We start from the raw sequence: 25,679 nt of genomic DNA on the forward strand, positions 1-25,679 counted from the left end.
ATACCTCACTACTTTAAATATATTTCAGAACCACTAATTGCATGAATATAGTCTGTTCTTTCTATCTTGCCCATTCCATTAAATAAATCAAGCTGTGTTAATGATAAATCTCCTGGCAAATATGTATCAGCAGCTAAATCAACTTGAGGTCCAATTGGTCCAGAAAATGCATTTAATGTAACCCCATCATTAACTTCGCATCGTACTACCTTACCTAAATTTGTTTTCCAATTAGATTTTACTCCCATATTACTATTAACAAATTTAATATCTGGCACATCATCAATTAATCCCCATCCACCTAATTCATCCAATTCTGCATCTGCATTTAAAACCATATTAAACTGCTCTCCACCTTTCAATGTTGTTATTACAGGTGTATATCCTTCTGGCCAAGGAGATTGTTCAGTAATCAATTTTATATAACTTTCAGCACTCTTATTCAAATCTGTTGATGAATTTGCGGCTAAAAATTCACTCCAAGTTTTTTCCGAACCTATTTTAATTGCATTTTCTGGAGTAGCATCTAATCGTTTAGCAACATCGCACAGTTGTTTAAACTGTGCATCAGTCATCTTCGTTTTATCAATATCGAGTATGCTTGTGTCTAAATCATCCTCATTAGCTTCACTAACTCCCTTAGCACCTTCTTTTCCAGCAACTTCATCAGTCTTAGACTCTACATTTACTTCTTCTGCATTCTTACTATCAACTTTTGAATTTTCACCTACGACTTTAGCCTCATCAGCCTTTGTATTTATTTCTTCATTTGCTCCACTGTCTTTTACATCTTTAAGCTGTTCACTCTTAGGGTCACTTACTTTCTCCAAATCAGTTTCTATTTTTTCTTCATCACTGCCTACATTTACTTTTTTTATATCTTCATCAACCTTTGCAGGTGAACCTATTTCATTCTTTTCAATTATTATATCATTTACTGTTTTTTCTTCAACTTCACTTTTCTTAGCAGTTTCGGCTATTTCTTTCGCTTCATTTCTAATTTCCACTTCTTTATCTATGCTTTTTAACTTTTCTGCTATACCACCAAACCTATCTGTTATTGATTTTTGAAGACTTAATATTTCATTTAACGTATTCTTAAACATTTCCTCGCTAACTTTGCCAAGACCTTTTAGTTTGCTTGATAATTCCGACATTTTTTCTGCATATGATGTACCCTTTTCAAGCTTGGACATTTCACTTGCATCCTTGCTAAGTCTTACTACATTCTCCACCTTATCAGCCTCAGATGCAGCTTTCAATACTCCTTTTCCTGAAAAAAGTGTAGCTATATTCAATACTACTTCTGTACCAAACTTCGCTCTAGTATATTCGTCTCCATTAATTAAATTTTTATCTACGCTGTTTTTTATAGAGTTAAGCAAATTGCCTTCAAATTCCAACTGTTCTGCTGTTTTTGGTATTTGTGGATTTAGAAGACCATATATCTTTTCGCCAGTATCCAGCCAATTTAAAAGAGTACCCTTTGTATCAGTCCTTAGGTTATACCACTGCTTTCCACAAAACTCTGCTGCATCATATGGAATTTCTACAGTTTCTTTTGCAAATGTGCATGCTCCTGCTAAAATTCCAGCATGTTTAGGATCAATTTTCTTGTATAGTTCCCACGATTTCTTTATTATTCCCTCTAAATCATTTATTTTATTTGAGGTGTCCCTAAGTAATTTTGCTCCTCCGGGATGGTTTTTACTAAATTCATTCCAAACATCCGCCTTGAAATTATCGAAGTCGTTACTTAGATTGTTTTCACATTCAGATTCAAACTTAGGAAGTACTTTTAGTTCTGATTTATTGCTTGTAGTTAACTCTTCTGATTTAAAGGCTAATAGAACTAAAAAATCTGTTCCAGCCTTTTGAAAATTCTTATTCTCAAAGGTCTTAAAAATTTCCTCTAATACAGAATTTATTTGTCGTGTTAATTCCGATAATTCCGACTTTATGTATTCCTCTGCATTCTTTATTGCCTTATCTACATCTTCTATTTTTTCTTCTGCAAAATTCTTAAGTTCATTTGCTGTATTTTTTACCATATCAATTGTTGAATCCACTTTCTCATCCGCTGCTTTTAAAGTTTTATCAACTGCATTTTCACTCTTTAATTTTAATTCACTGCTTTTGCTTTCAAGCGCTGCATCACCATTTAACGCTAGAGGTATAAAAGCTTCTGCATTTGCATTAACTACTCTCACTTGTATATTTTCGCTTATATTATTTATGTATACTGCATTTAATGCTTTTGAACCTCTAAAGGTAATTGCATTTGCCTTTTCATTTAATTTTCTTTCTAAATTTTGATACCTTGAAATTTCGTCATCTAAAAATTGCTTGGTTTCGTTTAAATGACAAAGAAGCCTGTCCCCACTTGCAGTTATACCAGAGGTTTGTGCTTCTGCTCTGCTTAAATTTTCGCTAACTGTACCTTCAAATCTATTTACAATTTCATAAAGTTCTTTTAATTTTTCAAAATCCACAGAAATCATGCTGAAGCACCCGCCCCAGCTTGCTGTTTTGCTTTTTCTCTTGCTTCTTCTTCAGCCTGCCTTAAACGATTTGCCTCTTCACGAAGTTCTTCCGCTATTTCATCCATCAAATTTGTAAGTGTGTCCACTTCCGTTTTTATAGTATTAAATATTTGAAGTACTGCAAAGTTTTCTTCATCTCTATTATCTAAGTTCGTAGTACCTAGTCCATTAGAAAAACTGCTTTTTCCATTTTTTATATTGCATGAACATTCACTTATTATACTTGCTGAATATTCTAGTTCACTTGCTCCCAATAGTGTCACCTCTCATAATTTCACTAATCAGTTTATGCTTTTATGTTAATATTACTATTATGCTCCATAAATTTCAATGTGTTTCAATCCATTTTTTAATTTATTTAAATAAATTTTTTAATTAATTAGCTGTATATTAAAAATTGCTCCAAAGACACATACTATAAAAAATGTGACTTTGAAGATAAGAATTATGATTAAAAAATCAGAATTTAATACCAAATATGCTTATGGTCGCTTTTCTACAATACAAAATAAAAGTATTAGTAAAAAAAACATTACTAATACTTTTATCAATTACACATTTACAATATTTGTTTTACCACAACCCCATTTTTATAACAGATTTCCACCTCCACCAAACTTACCACCTTCACTTCCTTCACCATCTGCCCAAAAAGCTCCTTATCAAATTCCTTAATAGTATTTTGCCTGCCTCTTAATATATTTTCAATTTCTTTTACCTTCTCAATCCCATTCTTCCTTATAAGTTCCACATTATCAAACCTTTGCTTCTTTGCCTTCAGCTGCTTTATTTCTTCTTCAAGCCTTCCATATTCCTCATCGTAAATTTCATGATCTAAGCCTTTCCTTACATCCAACCTTACTAGGTTCATCATTTGCTCTTTCAGTTCTTCCAATCTTTCATTTGTAGCTTGCACTTCATCGCCATTTGTTTCACTTTCTAATACCTTATTTATATTATCCATTATAGTTTTTAGAAAGGCTTCTTTGTTTTCAATAATTTTATTTATAGACCTTACAAATGCAGCTTTTAGTTTTTCTTCAGACACTGCCTTCATACTGCAAGCCTCATTTCCATTATCTATATGATTGGTACAAAGCCACACATATTTTCTATATTTCTCACCGGGTCCCCACATTTTTCTTGTGCATTTACTGCCACAATTACCGCATATTATCTTGCCTGAAAAGGCATATTTATTACTGTATCTACTTTTCGTTTTTTCTGAATAGCCTGCAAGTGATGCCCTTCTCTTTATTTCTTCCTGTACCCTTTGAAACATTTCCTTTGATATTATTGCTGGATGGCTATCTTCAACATAATACTGCCGAACTTCACCTTTATTTTTTACTCTTTTATGTGTTAGAAAATCTGTTGTTATAGTTTTCTGAAGCACAGCATCGCCATAGTATTTTTCATTTTTTAAAATGCCTTTTATTGAGTTTTCACTCCATAAAACATTTCCTGATATAGTTTTTATATTATCTTTTTCAAGTTCTAATTTTATAGCCTTGAAACTTTCGCCCTCAAGGTACCTATTATAAATTCTCTTTACTATTTCTGCTTCTTCCTTATTTACAATAAGCTTACCTTTATCATTCATGTCATAGCCAAGAAATCTTTTTGTATTAATTTCAAATTTTCCTTTCTTGAAATTTTTCTGAATACTCCATTTAACATTTTCTGAAATGTTCCTTGATTCATCTTGTGCAATAGAGCTTAATATACTTAAAATCACTTCACTGTCAGCATTTAATGTATTTATATTTTCTTTTTCAAAATATACACCTACCCCAAAACTTTTAAGGTACCTTACCACTTCTAAACAATCAGCTGTATTTCTTGCAAATCTTGATATGCTTTTCGTTATTATCAGATCCACTTTTCCTAATTCACAAACTTTAAGCATTCTATTAAACTCTGTTCTTTTACCTGTTCCAGTACCCGAAATACCTTCATCTGCAAAAACGCCATCATAATCCCATCCAGTTTTGCTTTTTATATAACTTTCATAATAAGAAACTTGTGTTTCAAATGATTCCATTTGTTTCAAACTATCTGTGCTCACCCTGCAGTATGCACAAACCCTTCTCTTTTTTAATAACTCTTGATTATCAGCAGACACTGTATTTCTTGCTGCAATGGCAGTTATCTTTTTCAACGTAAAACCTCCTTTCATTGGTAATACATGTTACCTCTACTACCGCCTCAAAGCAAGTAATTTAGGCAGTGGGAACATGTACAAAAATTCAAAAAATAAAGAGCCTGAACCATTGCAGTTCAAGCCCTCAATTTATTTATTAAAGGATTTTTTATTTTCCGCATCTATTTTAGTAAACTCAATTTCTGTTATAAGTTTATCTTTTAAAAGCTCCTTTAATATAGATTTACTGATTAAATATTCTACTGAATTATTTTGAGCAACAAACACCTATATCACCTCTTAAAAACTTCCCTTATTTGTAGGATCATTAAATATTCCAAAGGCTGTAAGCACAGAAAATATTAAAGTCGTTAGCTCTTTGTAACTATCTTCTGTAAGTCCTATAGGTGCTAAAAGTCCATAAGTTTTCAAAATAAAAAGCACCAGAGCTGCTACTGCTGCCCATGATGCCATGCTTTTAAATCTATTTTGCTTTTGATTATTTTCGCTTACTCCATTGTTATTTTCACTGCTATTTTGTACTTGATTATTATTATTTTCCATTATAATTCTCCCCTTAAACATATCTTTTAAATAATATTTGTCATTTTTTTATAAAAATCTGTATTTTCTTTATAGAAAACATCTAAATATTTCAGAATATCAAACTTAGTAATCATTCCTTTTATTCCAATGCCATAGCCTCTTATGATTGCAAATTCTACATCATAGTTAATATTTAATTCTTTTTGTATCTGTCTAAAAACTTTAGGAGTTGATATAGCTCCTCCATCAAAAACATCTATATCATCATCGAAATTGTAATCAATTAAATTATAATTTATCCTTTCTCGTTCCTCATCATTTTTATCTTTAACCTTTTCTTTATATTTTTCTACGGTTTTATAATCCTTTATCATATGAAACTTAGGCTGTGGCAATACTATAACATCAGGCATATCCCCTGCCATATAGCAATTACTAACTCCTAATGACAACCTGCTTAGAACATCCTTATTAATACAGATTTTCTCCTTACTGTCCTCTATTTCTTTAAATTTGCCTAAAGAAATTAACACTTCAAATTCCTTGCCAAAATTACAGAAATCTTCCCTTAAAAATATAGTTTCACATTTTCCCAAATTTTCTTTTTTCATGCCGCTTGTGGTTGCAAACCATGCATAATATTTTTTATCGTTAAAAGTTAATCCATTGTCCCATTCAGCTTTAGCATCTTCCTCAGATGCTGGCAGCATTACTTTTATTATTTCATCTATAAATTGTCCATCTAATAATTTTTCACTTTTATAACATTCATAAACAAACGTAAGAAAACTTTCTGTTAATGTTATTATATTTTCTTCTAAATTTTCAGCAGAAATAACTCCATCAATAATGTTCTTTCTTCCAAAACTATAAATCTTAATCTGCCTTTGCTGCATAAATTTTGCCCCCAATCTGTTATGTATATATAAATTTGTTCTATTCTAAAATTTCATAATAATTAAATTATACTCCCTTAAGATACCAATTTAAATATTTTTAGACAAAATAAAACACCAAATACTGCTGTATCTGACATTAAAACTTACTATATATATTTGCATCTTATTAAAATTATTATATATTATGTTATAATATGGTTGTTAATGTTTTTTACTACAGTAAGGGTGCATTCTAATATAAGGAGGTTTTTTAAATGGCTTTATACAAAAAATCAGACATGGTCTATGATGACTATTCATGGACAGCCTATGAAAATGATGATCCTAAAGTTTCTGGTGAGCCAGATAGTACATTATTTAATAGACATGAAGGATATGAAGTATTATATATGATTAATAAAATAGCTTCTTCAACATCTAATGGCAAAAAAATCGAAAAATTAATTCATGATGAATTGCCATCAAATATTAGAAAACAATCATCTGTAAAAGATTGGATTGAAGATAACTTATAGCAATTAGTAGAAAATCGCACCTTTACTCTAAAAAAAATATTAATCTTTATAAATGCAAAAACACTAGATGCTTCTTGGAAAGTACCTAGTGCTTTTACATTTATAGTTTCATTTCATTAAGAACATCTTTAAGTTTCTTCAATTCTTCTGCTGTTAAAGTAATACCTTTACCCATTTTCTTATGTTCAGAATCCCAATCTCTTAAATCATATTTAGGCTCTTTGTCATTCCAATAAATTAAATCTAATTCTTTCTTCCAGCCTTTTAGTGATTCTGAAAGAGTTCCTATGTTTTGCTTGATTGCATATTTAATGCCTGGCATTTCATTATACCTCCTTTATTATATAAACATTTGCTGCAGCAATCCTTTTCTTAAAGTATTCAATAACACAAGTTTATCGTTTTCTTTCTCAATCTTTTCATCGATTTTTATAAATAATTTTGCTATTTTTTCTTGTTCACATAAACATGGAAATTTTGTTTTATATTTCAAAAAATCCTCTGGCTTAACAGACATTCTTTCATAAACAGTTCCTTCTTCATACCTTCTAACTCTATCTATAAAATCTCTGCGCATAAGAAAATAGCCAATATAGTTATTGTCAAAATTTTTGTTAACTTCAAAAGTAACATATATCGGTGAAAATATAGCATCACCATAATTATTTATACAAATAACACCAAATTTTAAATTTGCAGGATTGTAGCATATATCCCCCAACAAAGTAACTTTATAACTTTTATTTTCTGTTTTAACCAAAAAATCTCTTTCATACCTTTCGCCTTTATCATAAATACCATCTTTAGATAATGTTACATGTGGATATTCTAAACCCTTAGTAGAATAAGTTTTTCTTTCTTTTAAAACTTCACGAAGTCTCTTTTCTTGCCAGTTAGGATATTCTCTTCCATTCTCATCCTTAAACTTTATTTTTTGTTTGAAAATTTTTTGCATTATACCTTTTTTATAATTTTGCATTATTTGAATTTTTTCATTTTGTTTTTGCACTTTTATATCAACTAAATAAAGAAATTTCCCTATCTTTTTTTGTTCATCATCTGATGGAAATAATAATTCTACCTCTTTAAGTATCTCTTGACCTACATTATAACGTGTACTTCCACCGGTCCTTGATGTTATTTCTTTTCTAGCCTTACTAGTCTTTAGAAGCTTGTTAATAAAAACTGGATTATACTCTCCATTTTTCTTTCCCCTGATTATAAACCCTCCAAATGTAGCTTTTTTTTCTTTATCTAAATAAACATTTGCTGTTCCTACTTCTTCTCTAGTTTCTGAACTTCTTTGAAACAGGACATCTCCATATTCTACACTGTTTTTTTCTAGTGTTTCCTCATCAATATCAACTTTACCGATTATATTATCATAAGTAATATAATCATTGTTCAAAACATCCAATACATTTATAAATTTAATTCCAAATCCATATTGTTCTTTTGAGGCATTAATACCATTTTTGAATTCAAGCAACTCTCCCAACTTTTTCGGTTTCCAATCTCCATTGAACTCATTAAATCTTAACTTTGGTGTCTTATTCATAATATCACCATCCTATATTCCAAGTTCTTTTAAATAAACTTCTAATTCTTTATCAATCTCAGCTATCTCTTTATCTATATTTTCTATCTTACTTTTTACCGCTTCAATATCAATAGGTTCTTCTTCCTCAAAAGTATCCACATATCTTGGAATATTTAAGTTATAGTCATTTTCTTTTATTTCATCTAATGTAGCAACATAAGCATATTTTTCTACATTTTCTCTTTTTATATATGTTTGAATTATTTTTTCAACATCTTCATCTCTAAGAATATTTTGATTTTTACCTTTCTCAAACTCCTGTGAAGCATCTATAAATAAAACATTATCACTATTTTCTCTGCACTTTTTAAATACTAAAATAACTGTAGGGATAGATGTTCCAAAGAATATATTAGCTGGCAAACCAATTACTGCATCTAAATAATTTTTTTCCTTAATCAAATATTCCCTAATAGCTCCTTCAGCTGCTCCCCTAAACAATACCCCATGAGGAAGTACTACAGCCATAGTTCCTTTATCATCCAATTGGTAAATCATGTGCTGAACAAAAGCATAATCCGCTTTAGATTTTGGTGCTAACTTGCCATATGCACTAAATCTTTCATCCTCTAAAAATTTATCATCTGCACTCCAATTAGCTGAATATGGAGGATTAGCAACTACTGCATCGAATTTCATATCAATATGTCTTGGATGTTCCAGGGTATCATCATTTTTAATATCAAAATTTTGGTAAGACACATCATGAAGCAGCATATTCATACGTGCTAGGTTATATGTTGTAGAAGTTAATTCTTGCCCATAAAACTTACGAACATTTGATTCTTTAGCAACTCTCAATAAAAGTGAACCTGAACCACATGTAGGATCATATACATTTTTCAAATCTTTTCTTCCTACTGTAACAAGTTTTGCTAGTATCTTAGAAACTTGCTGAGGTGTATAAAATTCTCCTGCTTTCTTACCTGCTGTTGCTGCAAATTGTGATATTAAATATTCATAAGCATCCCCTAAAACATCAATTTCAGCATCTTCATGCTTAAAATCTATTTGTACAATATTTCCCATGACCTTTGCAATAAGCTTAGAACGACTTTTTACATCTCTACCAAGCTTTGTAGAAGATAAATCCATGTCATCAAATAAGTGATCAAAATCATCTTGACTTGTATTTCCTAATGTTGATTCTGTAATGTCATTTATAGCTCCTTGTAGCATTTCAATGTCAAACTTACCATCTTCAATAGCTTTCATTAATGAAGAAAATAAATACTTAGGCTCAATAAAGTATCCTATTTCACCAAGTAGTTCTTCTTGTAAAGCTTCCCTCATTTCTTCATCTTCCCAAGCTTTTAAATAGGAAATATTATCTTCTTTCAATAACCTTTCAGCACGCCCTTCTACTTTTTCTGAGAGATAGCGATAAAATATCAAGCCTAATATATAACTTTTAAATTCATTGGCTTCCATGTTTCCTCTTAAATCATTTGCTATAGCCCATAATCTTGTATGTAGATTTGCTTGTTGTTCCTGCTGTTTTTCACTTACTGACATTTTGAGTCCTCCTTCAATTTATCAACTATTAATTGCTTATAAAATAATTCTTCTAATGACTTTTTCTCAAACAACAATTTTTCTTTTCTTTTTCGTAAGTAATATAGCCTTCCTATTTTTTCCTGTTTTTCCAATGATGGCACTGTTATATCTAGTTCCCTAAGCATTTGAATAGATAACGCTCTAATAATTGAGCCTTGCATAGCTACTCTTAATTGTTTTTCAATCTTTGGGTGTTCATTAAAATACCAAGAAAAATAAAAGGGGTCAATTATATTTTTATTAAACTCTATAATAGCAAAATTTGAAGTTATTAGCTTTCCTTTATTTTGATCCCCTATTACAAGAGCCTTGTAAGATGTAAGTCCAATAACAACCATATTAATCTCTGACAAAAAACTTTTATCAAATTTTTCCTTTATTATATTTACTTCTTGAAATTCTTCTTTTATGCCATACTGACCAGTTTCCCTACTCAATTCCTGCATTGTAAATACAGGGTAAGTATAAAACTCTTCACCTGATTTAGATTCTATTCTGGATATAGTAGCTCCATGAATTACTTTACCAATAGCATCTATTTTCAAAACCTCACCCCCGATTATGCTATTATGTAAAATAGCATAACAAAAACAGCAGAAACCGTCAATAGATTTTCTGCTATTTTTTAAAATAACAAGTTTTTATTGGTATCTTTCTACATGTTCAACAATAAAATCTTTAATTTGCTGCACTAGTTTTCTCTTTTTTAATAACGGTGCACTTATTTGATCGCTAATTTCTTCGCTATTTAAAATACCACTATACTCATATTCTGAAACCTGTTCTTTAATTACATCAGGCTCAATTCCAACTTTATCAGAAAACTTTTCTATTTCTTCTTTTCTATGATTATATTCAAATTCACTAAAAGCATCATCTACTGAATCATTTGCTGTAAGTGTTGGAACTACCTTTTCTAAGAATGATTTTATTAAATCAACCTTTAATCTTAACTCTTCATTATCCGCCCTATCTAATTCTTTCATAATATGTTTTATATCTTTTTTCTTATTTTCTTCATTTTCAAAGTCAATATTTCTTATTAAATTCATTATATATGCTACGTTTATCTTGTCTGTATGCATAAGTTCTATACCAAAATCAATATCAGATAAAATTGATACTTTCTCCCCAGCCTCAGCACGTTTTATTGAATCATAAATAGTAAAATACTTACTCTTAAAATCTTGATATGTCTGTTCATTTATTCCTATTTTCTCTTGAGTAAATCCAAATTCAGTAAATGTCTGTAATTTTACAAGAATATTAGATAAATCTCTAAATGTAATTACAAACTTTTTCTTATCCTCTTCACTTTCAAGTTCATCAACATCATTCGGTGTTAGTGCTATATTAAATAATTTTTTTAGTTGTGCTTTAAACACTTTTAAATAGTATTCATAGCTTTCCATAAGCACAGTATCTGTATTTTGAGTTAGTGAAAATAAACGTATAGCTTCATCCGTGTTTTTCTTCAAATTTCTATAGCAAACTATATTACCATAAGGTTTTGTAGACTTTTCAACACGATTAGTTCTAGAAAATGCTTGTAGTAATGAATGATACACTAAGTTTTTATCTATATATAATGTATTTAATGTTTTGCAATCAAAACCTGTTAAAAACATATTTACTACAATAAGTATATCTATTTGTGCAGCTTTTACTTTTTTTGATACATCCTTAAAATATCCTGAAAAAGTATCTGTAGAATAGTTTGTATCATATATTCCATTATAATCTTTTATTATTCTTTCTAAGCTATCTCTTGAATGTTCATCTCTGCCTTCGCACTCTTCATTTGCCCCATAGGTAAATATAGCCGCTATTTTAAGTTCATGCTTCAATTCTTTAAATTTATCATAATATTTTATCAGCATAGGTATATTTTGTACTGCAAATAAGGCAGTATATTCTTTATTTCTAGTTTTTATAGAATGATTTTTTATAATATGATTAGCAACTAAGCTTATTCTTTCATCATCCATAATAACTTCATCTGTATCAATTGCTGCAACTTTTGTATCATCATTTTCGTCAAATTGTCCTTTAAATGTTGACACATATTCAACTGAAAATCCAAGAACATTCCCATCTTTTATTGCATCCTTTATAAGATAATGGTGTAAACATTTTTCAAATAAATCTGCTGTTACACGACCATCTTGGCTTTTATTTTCTTTAAATCTTGGTGTTCCAGTAAATCCAAAATATTGAGCGTTAGAGAAATATTTGTTAATCAGTGTATGCATATCTCCAAATTGAGAACGGTGACATTCATCTATAATAAAAATTACTTTCTCATTTTTATACTGATCCATTATATTTGAATACTTTGGAGCTTTTATTGCATTAGCCATCTTTTGTATTGTTGTTACTATTAAAGGCTTATTTACATCTTTAATTTGACTTATAAGAGTGCTTGTTTTATCAGTAGTATCAACAGAATCTTTTTCAAATTTATTAAATTCACATATAGTTTGCATATCCAAGTCTTTTCGATCAACAAGGAAAAATACCTTTTTGATTTTAGGTTCATTAGCAAGTATCTGGCTAGCTTTAAATGACGTTAGGGTTTTACCACTACCAGTTGTATGCCAAATAAATCCATTATTATTTGTTTCAAGTGCTCTATTAATAAGTGCCTCAACCGCATATATTTGATATGGTCTCATAACCATCAACATTTTTTCCGTGTCATTTATCACCATATAACGAGAGATAACTTTTGAAACAAAACATTTTTCTAAAAATGTAGTAGCAAAATCACTAAGATTACTAATTCTTTCATTTTTATCATCAGTCCAGAAAAATGTATTTCTAAATAAAAGTTCTCTATCTGTATTAGCAAAATATTTTGTATCAACTCCATTGCTTACAACAAATACTTGAATATATCTATACAACCCCTGATAAGAGTGCTTCCTATAACGCTCTATTTGATTAAATGCCTCTTTTAAATCTAATCCTCTTCTTTTAAGCTCTATTTGGACTAATGGGAATCCATTAATTAACAATGTAACATCATAGCGATTTATATATTTCCCTATAACTGTGGTTTGTGTTGTTACTTGAAAAAAGTTTTTACACCATTGTTTTGTATCAAAAAATTCTACATATACTTCCGAACCATCTTCTCTTTCAAGAACAAATTTATCTCTAAGAATTTTTGCACTTTGGAATACACTCTTTCCTTCAATAAAACGCATAATTCGTTCAAATTCTTTATCTGTAAAAGGTACTCCATTAAGCTTCTTCTCATTACTCTTATTAAGTTGAACTCTAAAATTTTTTATTAATTCATCTTCATTAGTTATTTTAACTTGTTCATACCCCTGATTAACAAGTTGTCCAACTAATTGTTTTTCTAATTCTGCTTCACTTTGGTACGCCATATCCATTCCCCCATAAATTTCTACACAATTTTCCATAATATTATTCTATCCTCTAATGGGAATTAATTCAATAGAACTTATGAGAAAATCAAAGTATCTTTACTTTTGTAAAATTTTGCATGACCCTTTATTGAAAAATATCATAGTACTTCTCTTCTCTATTTCTCTTAGAAATATAATTGTTTATATAATCATTAGGATTTTTTTCTTCTCTTTTAATTTCATCTACTTTTTCTTTACAATACTCTATTACTGTCTCACCATATCCTGTTAAATCCTCTACCATTTTCAGGCTCATTCCTGCACTTATCATATCTATAATAGCTCTTTTTGATATACATGCTGTCGCTGACCCCATCTCTTTATTTTCGCCAACTATTTTATATATTAAATTATTAAAAGGCTCATTTTTTCTCCCCTCCTTTAAAGATTTTAAATTAAAATCGATGAATAAATAATCTGTATTGCTTTTATTTCCTCTGCACTTTATTAATTCATTTCTATTATGTCTATATTTAATAATCTGATTATACAACTTTCTTGGAATTTCAACTTCAAAACTCTTATTTTTTTTAATATTATGTATTGCTAAGTATTCTTTTTGCTCCATTATGTTATCTAACTTCAAATCAGTAACTACTCCCACTTTTACACCAGTATATGAAATTATTTTTATACCTAATGCTCCAATATAATCAATATACTTTCCGTTGTATACCTTTGTATTCAAATCTTCTAACTTAAAGCTATCTATTACTCTATCACATTGAATTATTAATTTTTTTAAATCTTTACTATCAATCTCTATTCCTGATTTTTCTTTTTTAATAATTTTATTTTTTATCAAGCTATTTATTTTTATATCTACTTTATCTTCAAAACCTCCATTATTGCTTCCATATCCAAATAGACTCATTAATTCTGTATTTTTTTGATCTGTATTATCAACACAATATATCAAAAATTCTTTAACTGCTGATATATAAACCCTTGCCGTATTTTCAAATTTTATTTTTCTTTCTTTTATATAATAATCTAAACTTTTAAAAATATTTTTATATGTAAAATTACTTAAATTGCAGTTATTCTCTCGGTAATATCCCGAAAAAACCATTAAAACATTTTCATAAATTGGTTTTGAAGATTCAGACAATTCTCTTGTAGATAGAAATTTATTAATTACATCATCCATAAACATACCTATTTCCTCCTAAAATTCCACATATTTTTTTATAATACTATTCTATTATCTAATGGAATTTAATTCAATAGTTTTCTATTTTTAACCATAATAAAAAGCACTCAACCTCAACGATTAAATGCTCTTTATTATATTTAAACTTTATTTTATCCTAAAACTATTTCATATCCTCATTCTCAACAGTAATCCATATTTTCATGTACAGAAACATATTTAATAAACTTCAAGACTGAGTCGTATAGATGTGCTTACTTCTTATATAACAGTACACAGGTTTCAACGTGCCCTGTCGAAGGGAACATATCCACCACTTTAACCCTCTCCACTACATATCCCTTAGCAATTAACACGCCAAGGTCATCCACAAGTGTTTTAGGATTGCAGGAAACGTAAACTATAGTAGGAGCGTTAAACTCTATAACATATCTCATAGCATTGGGATGAACACCAGGTCTTGGAGGATCAAGAATTATAGCATCTGGTTTATCTTGAAGCTCTGTTATAACCTTTGCAACATCACCTGCTATAAAAGTGCAGTTTGAAATATTGTTTAGTTCCGCATTTTCTTTAGCTGCCTCTACTGCTTCCTCTATGAGCTCTATGCCTATTACTTTCTTTGCACTTGAGGCTGCAAGCTGTCCTATGGTTCCAGTGCCACAGTAAAGGTCAAATACAGTCTTGTTTGAAGCATCGCCTAAGAACTCCATTGCAGTGCTGTAAAGCCTTTCCGCACCTTTAGAATTAGTTTGAAAAAAGGAAAATGGGGAAATTTTAAATTTAAGACCAAGAAGCTCTTCTATTATGTAATCCTTACCAAATAGTACATCTATCTTGTCAGCACGAACCATGTCGGCAAGACCATCATTTATAATATGTAGTATTCCTTTAAGCTTCCCTTTATAAGCTATATTTTGAAGCTTAGAATTAATTTCTTCTAAATCAAAATCAAGCTGGGAAGTTGTAACTATCCCTATTAATATTTCGCCAGTGTTTTTAGCCTTTCTTACAAGCAAATTTCTGAGATAACCGGAATGCTTCATAACTCTGTAATAAGGCAGTTTCTTTTCTCTAAAATACGTTACAACAGTGCTTAAAATCATGTTAAAATCTTCATCTACAATTTTACAGTTATCTGTATTTATTATAGAAAAGCTGCTGTTTTTTGCATGAAGCCCAAGAGTAAGTTCTCCGTCTTTTTCAAGATCACCAAAGGTATACTCCATTTTATTCCTGTATTCAAAAGGCTCTGGACTGCCTATAATTCCTTCATATTTAAAACCACTTATGCCAGCTTTTTTAAAAAGATCGAGAACCTGCTTTTCTTTAAGCTTGAGTTGATCCTCATAGGACAAAAATTGATATATACAACCTCCGCAGTTTCCAAAGTCAGGGCATGAAGGCTGTACAGCCCCAGGTATATTTTCTAATACCTGAAGAAGCTTGCCCTTTGCATATTTTTCACGTTTTTTTGTTATTCTAGCAGTTACCTTCTGCCCCGGAACTGCACCCTTTATATATACTTTTTTATTCTCATGTACTGCTATTCCTTCAGCTGGAAATTCTATATCCTCTATTAAAAAATCGTATACTCCATTTTTTTTCATGTAATATTTACTCCTAATTTAACTTTATTTTGATATTTTAAATCCGCCTAGTATGTATCCAACTGTAGCATTTTTCTTTGAACCTAACATTATAAGTGTGTATAAAATATTACATACTGCATAGATAAGGAAATACATTGCAGTAACCTGCTTTATATAAAGATAGAAAACATTTTTAAGTATAAATCCTGTTATTAAAAGTAATATACCCGATAATGCAAAAAGTACAACTTGATCAACAAATACCGAATAAATAACCCTTGAAAATGGAATTCTTTCAGAGCTTACATCAGTTAATTCCTCAAGCATTTCTTCTGCTGCCTCTTCTTTTACTACTGCTTCAGCTTTATTTTCTTCTAAAGCTTTATCAGAATTCTGCTCTTTAGAATAATTATTTTCATCTGACATTTTAATTCCTCCCAAATATATAATATAATAATAATAAATAGCACATGTTTTATTATGCACTACTATGCTTTATATGTAAATACAGTTAATAAATTATTTACTTTATATTTAAATTTTTATGTGGAGGCACAACAATGAACATCAATTCAAACCAACTAAAAAATTTCTTAATTAGTGGACTGGATATTTTATTTTTTTTAATACTGGTTACGCTTAAGCTAACTCTGTTTGACAAATCAATTTCCCCTGAACATTTTAATTACAAGCTAGTAATCAAACCAATTATATATTCTGCTATATGTTTAATAGGCATTTCTTTAATTTTCAAAAACAAAGGAAGAACAAGATTTTTATACATAACCAATATAATAATAAGCTTAATTTTAATTGCGGACACTGTCTATTTCAGATATTTTAAAGATGTAATTTCTGTTGGTGTTTTAAGAAATGGAGTTATGCTGGGGGGAGTAAAGTCAAGCGTAACGGATTTGATAAAGGCACAGGACTTCCTATATCTTTTAGACATTTTAATTTTTATCCCACTTTTAATGCTTTATAAAAAATACAACATAAGTCCCAAAATATCCATTTACAAAAGACTTGCTTCCTTTATAATTATTTTTACTATAGGAGCAGTTTGGGATGGACTATCAATATACAAGATGTCCCTTGACCAGCCAAGACTTATAACCACAATGTACAACAGAGTATACATTTCAAAATTTTTGGGTGATATTAACTTTCATGTGCTTGACCTATATAACGTTACCTCAAATAAAATTGCAAGCCTTAAAACGATTTCTCCCCAAAAAGAGAAGGAAATAAAAACTTACTTAAGCAAAAATAGTTCTAATACCACAAGCAATATGAAAAATATAGGTAAAGGTAAAAATCTCATAATGATTCAGGTAGAGGCCTTGCAGCAATTTGTTATAAACGCTAAGATAAATGATCAGGAAATAACCCCGAATTTAAACAGATGGATAAAAAAATCTCTATACTTTGATAATTTCTTTTATCAGGTTGCCTCTGGAAACACCTCTGATGCTGAATTTTTAACAAACAACTCCCTATATCCTGCTGCTTCTGGTGCAGTATATTACATGTACGCCGGAAATACTTACAGCTCACTTGCAAAGGAAATGAATGATAAAAATTATTATACTTCCGTGTTGCATGGATACAGCGAAGGTTTTTGGAACAGAAATGTTATGTATAAAGCTGAAAAATTTGATGACTTTTGGGGAGAAAAATCATATAATTTAGATGAAACTGTGGGACTTGGATTAAGTGACAAGTCATTTTTAAATCAGTCTCTTGTGAAAATGCAGAAATTCAAGCAGCCATTTTATTCATTTTTGATAACTCTAAGCAGTCATTTTCCTTATGATGATACAAAAGGTTATGACAGTGATCTTAACGTTGACCCTATTGAAGATACCCTTACCGGAGACTATCTTAATGGTATACATTACACAGATGCTCAGCTTGGAATGTTTCTTGACAATCTTGAAAAAAGCGGCATGCTTGATAATTCAATAGTAATACTTTATGGAGATCATTATGCTATACCTAAGGATAAAACCAATGAGCTGTACAACTTTGAAGGTATAAAAAATCCTACTGATTTAAACTGGTTTCAGCTGCAAAAGGTGCCAATGCTGATACATTTCCCAAAGGATGATTATAAGGGCATAAATCATTCTTATACAGGCCAGATTGATATATATCCAACCATAGCAAATATGTTTAATTTACCACAGAAATATATGCTTGGACATGATTTGTTTAATACAAAAAATGAAACTGTAATGTTTAGAAATGGTTCTTTTACTGACGGAACTACATTTTATGTATCCTGGACCAATACCTATTACGACATAAAAACGGGCAACATAGTGCCAGAAACCGCGCAGCTAAGAAACCTTAAAGATAAAACCCTAGTAAACCTTGAGTATTCAGACGACATATTAAACCATAACCTTATAAAGAAGTTTGAAAACAAAAAATAAATATGCAGAAGACAGGAAGTGCTAATTTTGAACTATTTCATTTACTTAAATCACACTAAATTTTCAATAACCATAATTATATTTCTCGCTTTAGCGTGTTTTGCAGCTGCAGCTGTGGACTCTATTGCAGGCGGCGGAGGCCTTATAAGTTTGCCAGCTTACATACTGTGCGGCATACCTTCCCATGTAGCCTTAGGTACTAACAAGTTTTCTTCAACCTCTGGTGCAGTTATAAGCGGCTTTCAATACTTTAAAAACGGGAAAGTTAATCTTAAGCTTTTAAAATACCTCATCCCCTTTTCTTTTGTAGGCTCTATGCTTGGAGTTTACACAGTTCTCAAAATAGATGAAAATCTAATCAGAGCAATTGTACTTATATTAATATTATTTGTTGGCGTATACAGCTTATTTTCAAAGAAATTGGGTATGGAAGACAACTTTAAAGGGATAAACAGAAAAAACATACTTTTAGGAATGGTTCTCGCCTTTTGCCTTGGCTTTTATGATGGTTTTTTTGGTCCAGGTGTAGGTTCATTTCTCATTTTTGGAATGATAAAAATATATGGTTACAACTATATAAACGCAAGCGGAAATTCAAAAGTCTTAAACTTAACCAGCAACGTATCCGCTCTTATAATATTTGCACTGCACAGCCAAATTTATTTTTACCTGGGACTTATAACGGCTTGTGCTATGATTTTAGGAGCCAATTTAGGTACCAAGATAGCACTAAAGAAAGGAAGTAAACTTATAAAACCAATATTCATATGCATGTCTCTTGGTGTTGCTATAAAAATGATTTATTCATTAGTCCTTTAATAAAAAAGAGCTGATGTAAATATAAACTTCTACAGCTTATATTGACATCAGCTCTTTTTTATTTATAATTATACCACTGCTTTATCACTTTCGTGCTTTCACTGCTTGGGTAATACATTTTACTGCTACTGTGTTCGCCTACTGCAAATATTGAAAAACCTAAAAACCACTTTTCGTATTCAAAATTTCTTCTATAGGCTTCAAAACAATTTGCCTGTTCCTGTCCATTTTCCTTTACAGTTATTTTTTTATCAGCCAGCACTTTTACAGAGGCAGGATTCCATGGCTGGATGGAGGCACCAGTTTGTCTTGGAAAACCAAGTTCTCCAAAGAAAATTGGCTTTTTCCACTTATCATAAAAGTTTTTTATCTCCTGCTTTACATTTTGATTTCTATAATATATTTCCGTTTTATTGATTGCATTTGAAAGCTCGTCTACAGAATTTGTTTCTCTATCAGTAAGTTCAAAATAAGCTGATATGGATATAAAATCAACCTTAGAAAACAGCTTATTATTTAACTTTTTATTGTAATCCTCCTGAGTCTTTTTATCCCATGCTGCTGTATACCAATAAGGTGTTCTATATGTAACTAGTCCTTTGTAATATTTTCTAACAAAATCTATTGTATCGCACCAATAATTTTGAGCATATTCAATACAAACATAGTTAGAAGCAACATTCATAGCATCCACATGATAAGGAACGGCTATATCATCAATAAGTTTTTTTAACACAAGGTTTTTCCAATTCGAAAAAAAAGAATTAATTGATTTTGGTTTCCAGCTAGTTTCTTCAAGTGATCCATTTGCTATCCAAGGATATGGTTCCAAAATAACATTTATGCCCTTTTTATTTAACTTCTTTATAAGTGTTATCGCTTTTTCTTCACTGTCTCCATTTACCTTCATAGTATCAGATTTTAAATCCTTTATATCTACAACAACAGGCACGTTCACAGTATTCAATTTAAATTTATCAACATCACTCAAAGCTTGTTCAATATTATAGTCTGTTGAAAGATTACCTGATTTTATTTTGCTTTTAAATTCCTTGTTCAATGTTTTACCTTCAAGCTTATTCACTTTGTCATTAATATACCCTCTTGCAGTTGGGTTTTTATAGCATATTACTCCAGCAATAAGTATAACAATAACAAATAAAACACCTATTTTTCTAAACTTACTCATTAAAACTTCTGCCTCTCTACATGATATTTATTCTCATAAATCTTATAAACTTTTATGAGAAATAGTTCTTGCTTACCACAAATCAAAAATAATTACTTACACATTCCTTTAAAACATTCATTTTATTACTTTTTTCTATGTTTTTTATTGTTTCCCCATCTTCTTCAATTGAGATTCCAAGGCCAACCTCTTCAAATAAAGAAACATCCTTAGGATACTCTCCTATAGCTATAAAATCTTTGAGCTTCCATTTTTTCTTTTTTGCAAGGCATCTTAAGGCCATCCCCTTATCAACTCTTAAGTTTTTTAAAATGACCTTGTTTTCGCAAACATGTGAATAACATTCTAAATAATTTTGTGAAATAAATTTTAATAGTTCATTGTGTTCTTCCTCTGATATATCCATAATAATTTCTAGAACATTAGGGCATTCACCCATATCACAGGTATATAAAAAGCTCTTTACTCCAACTAGCCATTTTTCATAATCTATTTCTCCCTTGCTTGTAATAATTCGAAAACCTATATTTCTTTTTTTTGCCCAAAAACAAAGCTCTTTAGTAGTTTTTATAGCTAAATGGAATTCAAAATTATACTCACCTTTAAACGGAGAATAAACTTTAGCACCTTCCATAATTATAGCAGGTTCCTTTATATTTAAATCCCGCATAATATTTTCTACAAGCTCCCCATTACCATCTGTATACAGCACTACAGGTACATCTCTATCAATTAAACATTTCAACATTTTAAATTTATTTATAAGTTCATCTTTATTTAGAAACTTAAACTCATCAATATCCAGTACTAGTCCATTATATTTCATGTAATTATACCTCCACAATCACTACATCTAAAAACATAACAAGCTTACTTTTACAATTTATTACTTTTAGTAAAAAAATACACGCACCAATTACTTTTATAATAAGTAAGCCAAGTCAATAATATAATACTATTTTTTTTCAATATAGTAAACAAGTAAATTGGATTGTTTACAGTTTAAGTAATTTATGCAATATATTATATTTGTCAAAAGTAATCAATATATCAACCGCCTAAGGTTATATCCTGCTTATCATACCATTTTAATGCTTCATAAAAATGCTCCTCTTTAAAATCCGGCCAGTAATCATCTATAATATAAAAATCTGCATATGCTGATTGAACTGGCAGGAATCCACTAAGCCTTCTTCTGCCACCCCATCTTATTACTAAGTCCACTCTGGATACATCCCTGGATGCTATATTATTTGTTATATCCCTGGTATCCATGTTCTCACCAGTCATTATTTGACCTAAATCCCACTGCCAACTGTAGTTAATTAAAAAATTGACCTTTATTCCACCAGTACCAAATTGCTTTCTTTCAGTATAATAATTTAGTTCCTGTGGAAACATCTTCGACTCCTTGTTTCCAACAACAAGAAGTGATGCATTTTCTTTTGAAATAACATTAACTGAATCTATACACGCATTTGTAAAGGCAATTCTCTGCTCTCTTGGCCTTTTTGTATTATCTACTGTAAAACCATAATATGTAATTTCCTTTATTCCTACTTTTTCGCACAACTTAAAAAGGCAGAGTCCTGGATTTATACCCTTTTCATAACCCATTTCTTTTGACATCCCTTTTGACTGTGCCCATCTTCTATTTCCATCTGGAATTATCCCTATATGTTTTGGCAATCTCACATTAAACCCCACCTTAAATATCGTATAAGCATTTATTTAAATAGTATTGACTATAGTAATGCTACTTATTCAATATACTTTATGCATTTCTTTTAAGGTGACTAATATAAAAATCAAACTCTTCTGCAGCTATCTCTAGTTATAAGCTTTGTATTTAATCTTATAATACTGGTTTGTTGATTTTCATCCTTTATTACGTCTAACAGCATTTTAGCTGCACTTTCACCAAGCCTATACATATTTTGATCCACGGTAGTTATTTGTGGTTCTACAAGACTTGATATTACAATATTATCAAAGCCTATTATGGATACATCCTTTGGCACTTCATAATTCAATCTCTTACATGCATTAAGAACTCCAAGTGCCATAAGGTCATTACAGGCAAAAACTGCTGTTGGTAAAGAAACATTTTTCAGCTCCTTAATCATAATATCCATAGTTACATACACAGTTTCATAACTATTTCCCTGCCCAACATCTACAATATGCTTATTTTTTAACAGCTTATGTTCTTTAAGAATATCTATGTAAACATCCTTTTTCAAATCATAAGAATAACTTTTTCTTCCTTTTACAAATATAATATTTTTATGTCCAAGCTCTAATAAATAATTGATTGCCTGTCTCGTACCACTTTCCTGATCATTTAATACAAAATTACACTTTATGTTCTTATTATATCCGTTTATACAAACAAGTGGCAAATCTTTACTCACATCTTCATAAAATCCACTTTTTATATTTTCAGTTTTAGGATCAATAGAGATAATACCATCAACTTGTCTTGCCATAAGCGAGTTTATGTACATAACTTCTTGATCCGCCTTATCCCCCGTGTCACAAAGATAAATTGAATATCCACTATCCTTAAGTGATGTTTCCACAGCTTTTATAACAGTTGGAAAAAACAAATTATCTATTCTTGGAACCAAAACACCTATAGTTTTAGTGTTTTGATTTATTAGAGCTCTAGCAAGTACATTAGGGCTAAATTTTAGTTTTTCTATTGCTGCTTCAACTCTTTTTCTGGTTTCTTCTTTTACAGGATAGTTATTATTTATAACTCTAGATACAGTACTCATTGAAACCTTTGCTTCTTTTGCAACATCCTTAATATTTACCGGCATAACTAGACCTCCTCACTAGAAAATCTTTTCTTAAATTTTACTAGGTAATTTTATAATTGTAAATACATTTAGCTAAAAACCTACCATTTTTCACTTTAATTAAGTTAAAATATGTGATAAAATATAACTGGTTATAGAAAACCTTTTCTATAATCCTATGTTGTTAACAAAAACTTTAATGAAATAACTACTCATATTCAAATTTAGACTTGTTTATTATGCTATAATGAATTGAACTCACTTAATATTATATTTAATTTAGGAGGTTTTAATGATGAAAGTATTAGTTTGCGGTGGCGCTGGTTACATAGGAAGCCACATGGTAGCTCATTTATTAGAAAATAATCATGAAGTTGTTGTTCTTGACAATCTTCAGACTGGACATAAGTCCTCTTTACTTGGAGGCAAGCTTTATGTTGGTGATTTAAGAGATTCAGAAATATTAGACAAGGTTTTTTCTGAAAATAAAATAGATGCTGTTATAGATTTTGCTGCAAATTCTCTTGTTGGTGAAAGCGTAGAAAAACCATTAAAGTATTTTGAAAACAATATTTATTCAGTTATAAAGCTTTTAGAGGCAATGAATAAGCATGGAGTAAAATACATTGTATTTTCATCTACTGCTGCTACTTATGGAGAACCTGAAAACACACCTATACAGGAAGAAGACAAAACTTTTCCTACAAATCCATATGGTGAATCAAAGCTTGCCGTTGAAAAAATATTGAAATGGTGCGACAGAGCGTATGGAATAAAATATACCGCTTTAAGATATTTTAATGCTTGTGGTGCTCACACAAACGGTAAGATAGGAGAAGATCATAGCCCTGAAACTCACCTTATTCCAATAATATTGCAAGCTGCTTCTGGGGTAAGGGAAAAAATAATGATCTTTGGTGATGATTACAATACTGCTGATGGCTCCTGCGTAAGGGATTATGTACATGTTTCTGACCTTGCCTCTGCTCATCTGCTCGCTTTAAAAAGACTTCAAAATGGCGGCGACAGTAAAATTTACAATTTAGGAAACGGCAAAGGTTTCTCAGTTAAAGAGGTTATAGATGTAGCAAGAAAGGTTACAGGTATAGATATAAAAGCAGAAGTTGCTGCAAGACGTGCTGGTGATCCTGCTACTCTAATTGCTTCTTCTGAAAAAGCCATTAAAGAATTAGGTTGGGAGCCTAAATTTAATTCTCTTGAAACTATAATAGCTACAGCCTGGAAATGGCACAGCAGCCATCCTCACGGGTACGATGAAAAATAAAAAGAAGTAACAATGCTTCGTCACATTAAAAAAACTCTATAAATCTAAGATAAAAAAATCATAAAATCCTAAGATATTTCAATAACTCGCTTAGAAAATACTCAAACAATTGAAATATCTAAGTATTTTATGATTTTTTTTATCAAGATTTATTAGATTTTTTTAAATCGTTCCTTCAGTATTGTTACTTCTCCCCAACGATAGTGCAATGAAAAAATTCCTCCGTATCTACAGAATTTTGAGTGTGAATCTTTGTAACCAATTAAACTTTTATAAATCTTAGTGTCAAATTGTTAAAAGCTCTTAAACTTTTAACAATTTAATGCTTAGATTTATTAATTTTATTTAATATTCCAAAATGATGTTATTTTGCTTTCTTGACAGCATTTTATTTAAAAGCTATATTATTATTTAGAATAATATTAAGGTGGTATTATATGAAAACATTATACGAAATTAAAGATAAATATTTAACTGAAAGTAATATAGAAAAAATATCCTACCTTATTTTTGGGGGCTTTACTACTTTAATCAATTTAGTTTCTTACTGGTTTTTCACCTATATCCTTAAATTTAATTACATGATTTCCTCTGTATTTGCATGGGTTTTTGCTGTAATTTTTGCATTTATAACAAATAAATTATTTGTTTTTAAAAGCTATAATAAAGATTTAAATACTGTATTAAAAGAAACTGTATCCTTTTTTACATTTAGAATATTATCACTTTTTATTGATTTAGGAACCATGTTTTTATGTGTGCAAGTCATTAAAATGCATAGCTTACTTGCAAAAGTACTAGCAAATATAATTGTAATTGTCTTTAACTATTTCGCAAGTAAATTCGTCATATTTAAGAAAGATAATGGGCAACATCAAAATTCCTAGTATCAAGCTATAAATAAGTTAAAATTTTAAGTTCTAAGTTTATCCTATTCTATTAAACTAGAAGTTAACTCAAAGGACAATGAGGGTGGATTTACCTTTTGCTTTGCTCAGGTAAATCTTAAAACTTAATAGCGTCAGCTGTACTGAACACTATAAGAGAGTGGTTTTTTGTGGTTATAGAAGGATAATGGGCTCAAGCCCAAACAATGTCATCAACTTAAGAAAAAAATTTGGATTTTATAAAAATCCAAATTTTTTTTATTTTTAAATAT

At 30.1% G+C, this 25,679-nt stretch carries 23 protein-coding genes; 5 read left to right on the forward strand and 18 right to left on the reverse strand.

The genetic code is table 11. The features are described 5' to 3' along the window. Positions 1–8: 8 nt before the first annotated feature. The 6 genes from ACJDT4_RS21090 to ACJDT4_RS21115 all read right to left on the reverse strand — a co-directional run bounded on the left by ACJDT4_RS21090 (position 9) and on the right by ACJDT4_RS21115 (position 6,128). Positions 9–2,501 carry a hypothetical protein gene (locus ACJDT4_RS21090; RefSeq protein WP_406789578.1) on the reverse strand — a complete coding sequence of 831 codons (2,493 nt, stop codon included), beginning with the start codon at positions 2,499–2,501 and terminating at the stop codon, positions 9–11. Further along, on the reverse strand, positions 2,498–2,797 hold the full coding sequence (locus tag ACJDT4_RS21095; RefSeq protein ID WP_406789579.1) for a hypothetical protein: 300 nt from the start codon (positions 2,795–2,797) through the stop codon (positions 2,498–2,500). Before ACJDT4_RS21095 ends, ACJDT4_RS21090 begins: the two co-directional genes overlap by 4 nt. Before the next feature lie 305 nt (positions 2,798–3,102). Beyond that, the gene (locus ACJDT4_RS21100) at positions 3,103–4,704 is read right to left on the reverse strand and encodes a recombinase family protein (protein ID WP_406789580.1); all 1,602 of its coding nucleotides are present in this window, start codon (positions 4,702–4,704) and stop codon (positions 3,103–3,105) included. 132 nt (positions 4,705–4,836) lie between these two features. After that, on the reverse strand, positions 4,837–4,974 hold the full coding sequence (locus ACJDT4_RS21105) for an SHOCT domain-containing protein (protein WP_406789581.1): 138 nt from the start codon (positions 4,972–4,974) through the stop codon (positions 4,837–4,839). Between the two features lie 12 nt (positions 4,975–4,986). Further along, the gene (locus ACJDT4_RS21110) at positions 4,987–5,250 is read right to left on the reverse strand and encodes a phage holin (protein ID WP_406789582.1); all 264 of its coding nucleotides are present in this window, start codon (positions 5,248–5,250) and stop codon (positions 4,987–4,989) included. Between the two features lie 26 nt (positions 5,251–5,276). After that, positions 5,277–6,128, reverse strand: coding sequence for a hypothetical protein (locus ACJDT4_RS21115; protein WP_406789583.1), 852 nt, complete (start codon positions 6,126–6,128; stop codon positions 5,277–5,279). 257 nt (positions 6,129–6,385) lie between these two features. On the opposite strand from ACJDT4_RS21115, the gene ACJDT4_RS21120 reads away from it, so the two are divergent. After that, positions 6,386–6,646, forward strand: coding sequence for a hypothetical protein (locus tag ACJDT4_RS21120; protein ID WP_231016727.1), 261 nt, complete (start codon positions 6,386–6,388; stop codon positions 6,644–6,646). 100 nt (positions 6,647–6,746) lie between these two features. Here ACJDT4_RS21120 and ACJDT4_RS21125 read toward each other — a convergent pair whose 3' ends face one another. From ACJDT4_RS21125 to ACJDT4_RS21160, 8 genes are all read right to left on the reverse strand, one after another. Next, complete coding sequence (locus ACJDT4_RS21125; RefSeq protein ID WP_406789584.1) at positions 6,747–6,968, reverse strand: YdbC family protein; 222 nt, start codon at positions 6,966–6,968, stop codon at positions 6,747–6,749. Between the two features lie 18 nt (positions 6,969–6,986). Then, a complete protein-coding gene (locus ACJDT4_RS21130; RefSeq protein WP_406789585.1) occupies positions 6,987–8,204 on the reverse strand; it encodes a restriction endonuclease subunit S in 1,218 nt (405 codons plus the stop codon). A 12-nt stretch (positions 8,205–8,216) separates the two neighbouring features. Next, positions 8,217–9,761, reverse strand: a complete 1,545-nt coding sequence (locus ACJDT4_RS21135) for a type I restriction-modification system subunit M (RefSeq protein WP_406789586.1) — start codon at positions 9,759–9,761, stop codon at positions 8,217–8,219. Further along, entirely contained in the window at positions 9,752–10,348 is a 597-nt protein-coding gene (locus ACJDT4_RS21140; RefSeq protein WP_406789587.1) for a restriction endonuclease subunit S, read from the reverse strand. The genes ACJDT4_RS21135 and ACJDT4_RS21140 overlap by 10 nt, the downstream gene beginning before the upstream one ends. A gap of 96 nt (positions 10,349–10,444) precedes the next feature. Continuing rightward, positions 10,445–13,198 (reverse strand): type I restriction endonuclease subunit R, encoded by a 2,754-nt coding sequence (locus ACJDT4_RS21145; RefSeq protein WP_406789588.1) that lies wholly within the window; start codon positions 13,196–13,198, stop codon positions 10,445–10,447. A 127-nt stretch (positions 13,199–13,325) separates the two neighbouring features. Further along, on the reverse strand, positions 13,326–14,396 hold the full coding sequence (locus ACJDT4_RS21150) for a site-specific integrase (RefSeq protein WP_406789589.1): 1,071 nt from the start codon (positions 14,394–14,396) through the stop codon (positions 13,326–13,328). A gap of 251 nt (positions 14,397–14,647) precedes the next feature. Further along, complete coding sequence (rlmD, locus tag ACJDT4_RS21155; protein WP_406789590.1) at positions 14,648–16,003, reverse strand: 23S rRNA (uracil(1939)-C(5))-methyltransferase RlmD; 1,356 nt, start codon at positions 16,001–16,003, stop codon at positions 14,648–14,650. Positions 16,004–16,027: 24 nt separating this feature from the next. Next, on the reverse strand, positions 16,028–16,411 hold the full coding sequence (locus ACJDT4_RS21160; protein ID WP_406789591.1) for a hypothetical protein: 384 nt from the start codon (positions 16,409–16,411) through the stop codon (positions 16,028–16,030). Between the two features lie 134 nt (positions 16,412–16,545). Between ACJDT4_RS21160 and ACJDT4_RS21165 the strand changes: the two genes are divergently transcribed. Together ACJDT4_RS21165 and ACJDT4_RS21170 are read left to right on the forward strand one after the other, a co-directional pair. Then, complete coding sequence (locus ACJDT4_RS21165) at positions 16,546–18,423, forward strand: LTA synthase family protein (RefSeq protein WP_406789592.1); 1,878 nt, start codon at positions 16,546–16,548, stop codon at positions 18,421–18,423. 18 nt (positions 18,424–18,441) lie between these two features. Next, the gene (locus ACJDT4_RS21170; protein WP_406789593.1) at positions 18,442–19,242 is read left to right on the forward strand and encodes a TSUP family transporter; all 801 of its coding nucleotides are present in this window, start codon (positions 18,442–18,444) and stop codon (positions 19,240–19,242) included. Positions 19,243–19,300: 58 nt separating this feature from the next. Here ACJDT4_RS21170 and ACJDT4_RS21175 read toward each other — a convergent pair whose 3' ends face one another. The 4 genes from ACJDT4_RS21175 to ACJDT4_RS21190 form a co-directional block, all read right to left on the reverse strand. After that, on the reverse strand, positions 19,301–20,431 hold the full coding sequence (locus tag ACJDT4_RS21175) for a glycoside hydrolase family 113 (protein ID WP_406789594.1): 1,131 nt from the start codon (positions 20,429–20,431) through the stop codon (positions 19,301–19,303). A gap of 82 nt (positions 20,432–20,513) precedes the next feature. After that, positions 20,514–21,257, reverse strand: a complete 744-nt coding sequence (locus ACJDT4_RS21180; protein WP_406789595.1) for an HAD hydrolase family protein — start codon at positions 21,255–21,257, stop codon at positions 20,514–20,516. A gap of 224 nt (positions 21,258–21,481) precedes the next feature. Beyond that, a complete protein-coding gene (uppS, locus tag ACJDT4_RS21185) occupies positions 21,482–22,126 on the reverse strand; it encodes a polyprenyl diphosphate synthase (RefSeq protein WP_406789596.1) in 645 nt (214 codons plus the stop codon). 113 nt (positions 22,127–22,239) lie between these two features. After that, on the reverse strand, positions 22,240–23,256 hold the full coding sequence (locus tag ACJDT4_RS21190; RefSeq protein ID WP_406789597.1) for a LacI family DNA-binding transcriptional regulator: 1,017 nt from the start codon (positions 23,254–23,256) through the stop codon (positions 22,240–22,242). 274 nt (positions 23,257–23,530) lie between these two features. Between ACJDT4_RS21190 and galE the strand changes: the two genes are divergently transcribed. Together galE and ACJDT4_RS21200 are read left to right on the forward strand one after the other, a co-directional pair. Next, positions 23,531–24,520 carry a UDP-glucose 4-epimerase GalE gene (gene galE / locus ACJDT4_RS21195; RefSeq protein WP_406789598.1) on the forward strand — a complete coding sequence of 330 codons (990 nt, stop codon included), beginning with the start codon at positions 23,531–23,533 and terminating at the stop codon, positions 24,518–24,520. Positions 24,521–24,957: 437 nt separating this feature from the next. Further along, positions 24,958–25,407, forward strand: a complete 450-nt coding sequence (locus ACJDT4_RS21200) for a GtrA family protein (protein WP_406789599.1) — start codon at positions 24,958–24,960, stop codon at positions 25,405–25,407. Positions 25,408–25,679 lie beyond the last annotated feature (272 nt).

The organism is Clostridium neuense (genome assembly GCF_045310695.1).
GTDB classification, from domain to species: Bacteria; Bacillota; Clostridia; order Clostridiales; family Clostridiaceae; genus Clostridium_S; species Clostridium_S neuense.